The organism is Streptomyces kebangsaanensis (assembly GCF_001906585.1).
Lineage (GTDB): Bacteria > Actinomycetota > Actinomycetes > Streptomycetales > Streptomycetaceae > Streptomyces > Streptomyces kebangsaanensis.
In genome coordinates this window covers 1-6,638 of sequence record NZ_JUJA01000034.1, presented here as the reverse complement: position 1 = coordinate 6,638, position 6,638 = coordinate 1, and the positions used below count along the sequence as shown (strand labels likewise).

General features: G+C 73.9%; 2 protein-coding genes. Both read left to right on the top strand.

Annotation, left to right across the window (positions count from 1 at the left end):
* Positions 1–2,745: hypothetical protein (locus RH94_RS04195; protein ID WP_158073013.1), on the top strand; the 2,745-nt coding region annotated here is incomplete at its 5' end.
* Between the two features lie 123 nt (positions 2,746–2,868).
* On the top strand, positions 2,869–6,638 hold a 3,770-nt coding region (locus tag RH94_RS04190; protein ID WP_073946305.1), incomplete at its 3' end, for a DEAD/DEAH box helicase.

The window sequence follows — 6,638 nt, the reverse complement described above, 5'->3', positions numbered from 1 at the left end:
CGCCCGGAACTCGGCCGCCGCCGCACCGCCCCGAACGCGCCGGCGACCGACGCGAGCTGGATCACGGCCGCACAGGAGGCGGCCCGCTCGCTGGGCTGGGCCTGGCAACCGCCGGCCACCGCGGACCTGCCGGACGCCCCTTCGCCCGTCCCCGTCGCCCGGGGTGTCACGGCCCCTCCGGAGCTTCGTCTCGGACCCGGCGCGGGCAGTGTCCTGCTGACCCTGCCCGGCGGCCCGGAGACAGCCGCCCGGCAACTGGCGGCCGACGGCGAGTCGTTCACCGCGTCGCCGCCGCACTGGGTCCTGCCCGGTCCCGTGCGCCGCGTCGAGGCCACCGACCCGACGGGTACCACCCATGCGGTGGCCGTCGTCGACCCGGACACCGTCCTGCTGGCCTTCGCCGCCGACGGTCACCGGATTCCCCTGGACGAGCCGCTGCCCGCCGCCGAGATCCACCTGTTGCACGTGGGCACTCTGGAGACGGAGGGCGCGCAGGCCGCGGCCGTCGAACTTCCCACCCCCTACGGCTGGAGCGGCTGGACCCTCAGCAAGGTGTCCCTGGCCGGCGTGACCCGGCTCCGCACCTCCGAGGCGGCGCCGGGCAGTTGGCTGGACGTGGCGGTCGGGCGGTCGTTCGGCTGGGAAGGCGGCGCGACACTGCCCTGGCTCACCGGTGAGGACGGGGCACCGGTGTGGCACAGGCCGCCCGCGCTCCGGCTCCGGCGCCGGCCGGGCGAGCCGGAGGCACAGCACTGGCAGGTGGAGGTGCGCCGCCCCGGTCACGAGGAACTGCTGGCCTGCCTCACCGGTGCGCCCGGCGCTCTTCTCGCCCCCTGGCAGGACGTCCCCGGCCCGCTGCTCGGCCCGTACGAGATCCTCGTCCACCGCCCCGGCCGGCGGCGGGGCCGACGACGTCTCACGGCCTTCCTGGCGGAGAACGTCGAGGCGGCGCCCTCCGCCGAGTGGCGCCTGCTCGCCCCGCACGGCGGACTGGCGCCGACACGACTGACCCTTCGTACCAGCCGGCCGGTGACCGCCTCCGGCAATGTGATCGCGTTCGCCCCGTACGAGATCGCCAAGGGGGTCGTGCTGCGCGACGGTACGAACGAGTTCCACGTCCAGGCGCTCGTCCCGCACTCCGAGGTCCGCCTGGAACTCGACGGCCGGCCCCTCCCCTGGTCCGTCCGGCCGCTCGACATCGACGCGGCCGACCTGGTGCGCGACAGCGCCCTGACCGTGCGGCTGCCGGAGCAGGCGGTGGCCGTGACCCCCGAACTGGCGCTTGTCGTGGAGGACACGACCCTGATCACCCTGACACCGGAACGTCGTACCCGGACCCGCAAGGGCGACCTGCGCTACTCCCTGGCCGCCCTGACGGACACCGTCCGCGACTGCGCCAAGGCCGAACTGCGGCTGCTGGTCGCGGGGCAGAGCGTCCACGTCGGCACCGTCCGCACCCAGCCCATCGCGGAGGACGTCGTGCCGGACGGCACCGGACTGCTGCTGCGGGGACTGCGCCACCCCGGTGAATTGACCGCCCAGGTGTACACGGTTTTCGCCCCCTGGCAGCAGCCGCTGACCGTGCCGGTCGACGACAGCGGCCGCATTCCGCTGCCCGCCGCCCGGCGATCGGCGGGCCCGCTCGTCGTGAGCCTGCGAGTGGGAAGCTCCACGCCCGGCGCGGCACCCGCCTGGCCCCGCCTGCGTGACCGCGACACCTTGGTGCTGCGCGGCTCCCCTTGGATGTCCTCGGCCATCGACGGAACGGCGGCCAGAACCACGGAGTACCTGGCGGGACGCGGAACCCTGCCTCGCGACGCCGACGCGATCCCCTACCAGTGGATCGTGGCCGCCCGCGGCCGCGACCTGCAGGCGTGCGGTGCGAAGGAGACCGCACCGGCCGAGTGCCTGCAGGCCCTGGGGGAGGCCGGGCCCGACGCCCTCCTGGGAGCGGCCGGCAGCTCCCTGCGCTCCGGTGAACTGGCCGCCGCGCTGGTGGGCAGCGGCCTGGCCGCCCTGCGCATCCGGGAGGTGGCGGAGCCGGCCGCCGTACGCCCCGCCTGGCGGCGTGCCCCGCTGTGCGCGCTGCTGCTCACGGCGCCGCTGCTGCCCTACCTGTCCGGCGACCCGGCCTACGGTATCGACGAGTTGTATCCGGAGGAGAAGGAACTCCTCGCCGAAGTGGGGCAGTTCCTGGGAGGTGCCGGTACGGCCATCCTGGCCGGCCACGAAGACCCCAGCCGCACGGTCGGCCGGTTCGACGCCCACGTCCGCATCCTGGACGAACTCCCCGAGATCCAGCAGCAGGCCATGTGGCGCACGGCAGGTGTCGTACCGCGCGGACTCCTGGACACCGACACCCGGACCGCGGCCGCCTGGCAGGCGTTCCGCGACCGGCGCACCCTCCAGTACTACGCCGGGCGCGAGGAGTGCGAGGAGTGGCTGGAGGCCGTCGGGAACTTCCTCGACGACGGACACGATCTCCTGGTACGGGCGTTCCGCGACCGGGGACCGGGGGCGCTGCGTGGTCCTGGCGAAGCGTGGATGCGGGTGCCCCAGTTCTCCCTGGGGTGCGCGCTGATCGCCCGGCTCGCCGCCGCGGGAGACCCGCGGGCCGTCAAACTGGAGCGGGGACTGAGGCCGTTGTGGACGTCCGTGGCCGCCCACGCACCCGACCTCACCGCCGTCGACCTCGCCCTGGCGGAGTGCCTGGTCACCACCGAGACGGTGCAGGCCACCGGCTGAGTCCGGCGGAGACAGGCGTCCCGCCCGAAAGGGACCACGGCCCCATGCCCCACCAGTCCTCAGCCGCCGTTCCGTACCGTCCCACCTGCCCCGCCCCGCCCGCCGCCGACCCGGAGCCAGCCCGTGCACAGCCTCGACCCGCTCGCCACGTCCGCACTGATCAGCGACACCTACCGCCGTTATCTGCGCTCCCTGCTGCCCTTGCGCGAACCCCGCGTGGCCGAGGCCCTCGCCCACGCGATCGACACCAGCCCGCTGCTGACCAAGGGGCCTCTGCTGGAGGCAACCCCCGCCTACGCGCCGGGCGCCACCCTGAATGAGCTCATCGGCGAAGGCGTACTGGACCCCGCGTTCCGGCAGCTGACGGGTCCTGCCCTGCCCGCGGACCGTCCCCTGTACCGGCACCAGGAGCAGGCGCTGCGCAAGGCCGTGGCCGGACGCAACCTGGTCGTCGCCACCGGCACGGGTTCCGGCAAGACCGAGAGCTTCCTGCTGCCCGTCCTCAACGCGCTCGCCGCCGAACACGCCCGCGGCACCCTCGGCCCCGGGGTCCGCGCCCTGCTGCTGTACCCGATGAACGCGCTCGCCAACGACCAGATGAAGCGCCTGCGCCGACTGCTCGCCGAGACGCCCCACATCACCTTCGGCCGCTACACCGGCGACACCAAGGACGACCCGCGCCAAGCCGTCGACACCTTCGAGCAGCTCAACCCCGGCGAGCCGCGCCTGCCCAACGAGCTGCTCAGCCGCCGCGAGATGCGCACCACGCCGCCCCACATCCTGCTCACCAACTACGCCATGCTGGAGTACCTGCTGCTCCGCCCCCAGGACATGGACCTCTTCGAAGGGGAGTACGGGGGCGGTTGGCGGTTCGTCGTCGTCGACGAGGCCCACGTCTACGACGGAGCACGCGGCGCCGAACTGGCCATGCTGCTGCGCCGGCTGAAGGACAGGGTGGGCCAGGGGCGGGACATCCAGGCCATCGCCACCAGCGCCACCGTCGGCGCGGAGGAGAACCCGGCCGCCGTCACCGCCTTCGCCCAAGCCCTCTTCGACGTCCCCTTCCACTGGGACGCCGACGACCCGGACGCACAGGACCTCGTCACCGCGACACGGGTGGCCGTGCCCGGCGGCCCGCACTGGGGACCGCTGCCGGCCGCCGAGTACCTGCGTCTGGCCGCCGCGGCCGACCCCGGCCCCGAGATCCTGTCGGCCGCGCGCCTGCACGGACTGCCCGCCACCACTGGTCCGGCCGCCGCCCTCGCCGCTGAAGCCGGCACCGCCGCCCTGCGCCGAGCCCTCGCCGAAGGGCCCCGGCCCGTGCGCGAGATCGCGGAGACCGTCTTCCCCGGCGACCCGGTGGGACCGGCCGCCGTCACCGCGCTCATCCAGCTCGCCAGCCAGGTGACCGACACCGACGGCGCGCCCGTCCTCTCCGCCCGCTACCACCTCTTCGCACGGGCCACCGAAGGCGCGTTCACCTGCCTCGACCCGGCCGGCCCCCACCTCGACCTCGCTCGTCACGAGAGCTGCCCGCACTGCGCGCGACCCTCCTTCGAACTGGGGGCGTGCCGTCGCTGCGGTGCCGTTCACCTGCACGGCACCCTCGGCGGCCCCGGGGCGCGGTCCCGTCTCGTGCACCGCAAGTCCCCCGACAAGCCGCACACCTGGCTGCTCCTGGACGGGGACGACTCGGGCGCCGGCGTCGACGAGGACGACGAAACCCTCGGCGAGAGCGCCAAGGGCGGACTCAGCGAGCGGCGGCTGTGCACCCGCTGCGCCACCGTGCACCCTGCCGGGACGGCGGCCTGCACGGTGGACGACTGTCAGGGAACCGAGCTGCGCCGCGTCCACCAGCTGGACACCCGCGAGGGAACCCCGGCCTCCTGCCTGTCCTGCGGCGCCCGCGGCCACGGCATGATCCGCCTCTTCGAAACGGGCAACGAGGCCGCGGCCGCCGTTCTCGGCACGGCTCTCTACCAGGCGCTGCCCCCGGCGACCGAGGGCGCCGCCGCCTCGCTGCCCGGACGCGGCCGCAAGCTCCTGTTCTTCAGTGACAGCCGCCAGGCCGCCGCGTACTTCGCCCCCTACCTGGAGGACTCCTACACCCGCATCCAGCACCGGCGCCTGATGACGCAGGCCGCCCTGAAGGGCTGCCCCGACCCCGACGAGCCGCTGCACATCGACGATCTCGTCGCCCACACCATCCGCGCCGCCGACCGTGCCGGAGTCTTCCGCCGCAACGACTCCCGCCAGGCCAAGCAGCGCGAGGTCGCCCTGTGGGTCATGCAGGAAGTGCTCAGCATCGACGACCGCCAGTCGCTCGAAGGCCTCGGCCTGCTCCGGGTCGACCTCGACCGCGAGCCCTTCTGGCAGCCGCCCACCGCCCTGACCTCCCTCGGCCTGGCCGACGACGAAGCCTGGGGGCTGCTGCAGGAACTGCTGCGCACCGTACGCAACCAGGGCGCGCTCACCATGCCCGAGGACGTCGACGCGGGCGACGAGGCGTTCGCCCCGCGCCGCGGTCCCGTCTGGATCCGCTCCAAGGGGTCCGACGCCAAGCGGAAGGTGATCAGCTGGCTGCCCAGTGCCGCGGGCGTCTCCAACCGGCGCGTCGACTACCTGGAGCGGGTGCTCGACGCCCTCGGCCACCAGGGCGACCGGCGGGCAGCCGCGCTGGAGATCCTGAACCGCCTGTGGACCGACCTCACCGCCGGACACCTCACCGGCTGGCTGCCGGGGGAGAACCAGGCCGGCATCGGCGCGGTCCGCCGGCTCGACCACGCCTGGCTGCGCCTGCGACCCGTCACCGCGGACAGCGAACCGCTCCACGCCTGCGACCGCTGCCGCCGCGTCGTCGCCGTGTCCGTACGGGGAGTGTGCCCCACGCTGCGCTGCACCGGCCGCCTGGAGGAGTACAAGCCGACCGCAGAGACGGACGACCACCTCCGCCGTCTCTACCTCACCTTCGACCCCGTACCGCTGCGCGCCCAGGAACACACGGCCCAGTGGACCGGCGAGAAGGCCGCCGAGATCCAGGGCGAGTTCGTCCGCGGGCAGGTCAACGCCCTGTCCTGCTCCACCACGTTCGAGCTCGGCGTCGACGTCGGCGAGCTCCAGGCCGTCGTCCTGCGCAACATGCCGCCCTCCACCGCCAACTACGTCCAGCGGGCCGGACGCGCCGGCCGTCGCGCCGACTCCGCCGCGCTCGTCCTCACCTACGCCCAGCGACGCCCCCACGACCTCGCGCGGTACGCGGAACCCGAGCGGATGATCGCCGGGGAGGTCCGGGCCCCGATCGTCCCCGTCGACAACGTCAGGATCGACCGCCGCCACGCCCACTCCATCGCCCTCGCCGCCTTCTTCCGGGCCATGAAGGAGGAGCGGGGCCGCATCTGGCGCACGGCGGGCGAGTTCTTCCTGCCCGACGACACCACCGGCGAGACCGCCGCCCACATCGTGCGCGACTGGCTCACGCCCGTGCCGGAGACCGTGGCGGCCTCGGTCCGCCGGGTCCTTCCCGCGAGCGTCCAGGACGAGATCGACCTGGAGTCAGGAGCCTGGGTCGACGAACTGGACCGACTGCTGCGGGCCGCGGGACAGATCCTCCGCCAGGACGTCACCGCCTACGGCGAACGACGCGACCGGGCGGTCGCCGCCCGCAAGTACTGGCTGGCCGACATGTACGAGAAGGTCATCCGCAACCTGACGCAGCGCGAGCTCCTCGGAGTCCTGGCCAACCGCAACGTCCTGCCCAAGTACGGCTTCCCCGTGGACACCGTCGAGCTCCGCATCCCGCAGGACGGCGGCGCCGTGTCGGGCCAGCTCGAACTCACCCGCGATCTCAGCGCCGCCGTCCACGAGTACGCGCCGGGCGCCGAGATCGTGGCGGG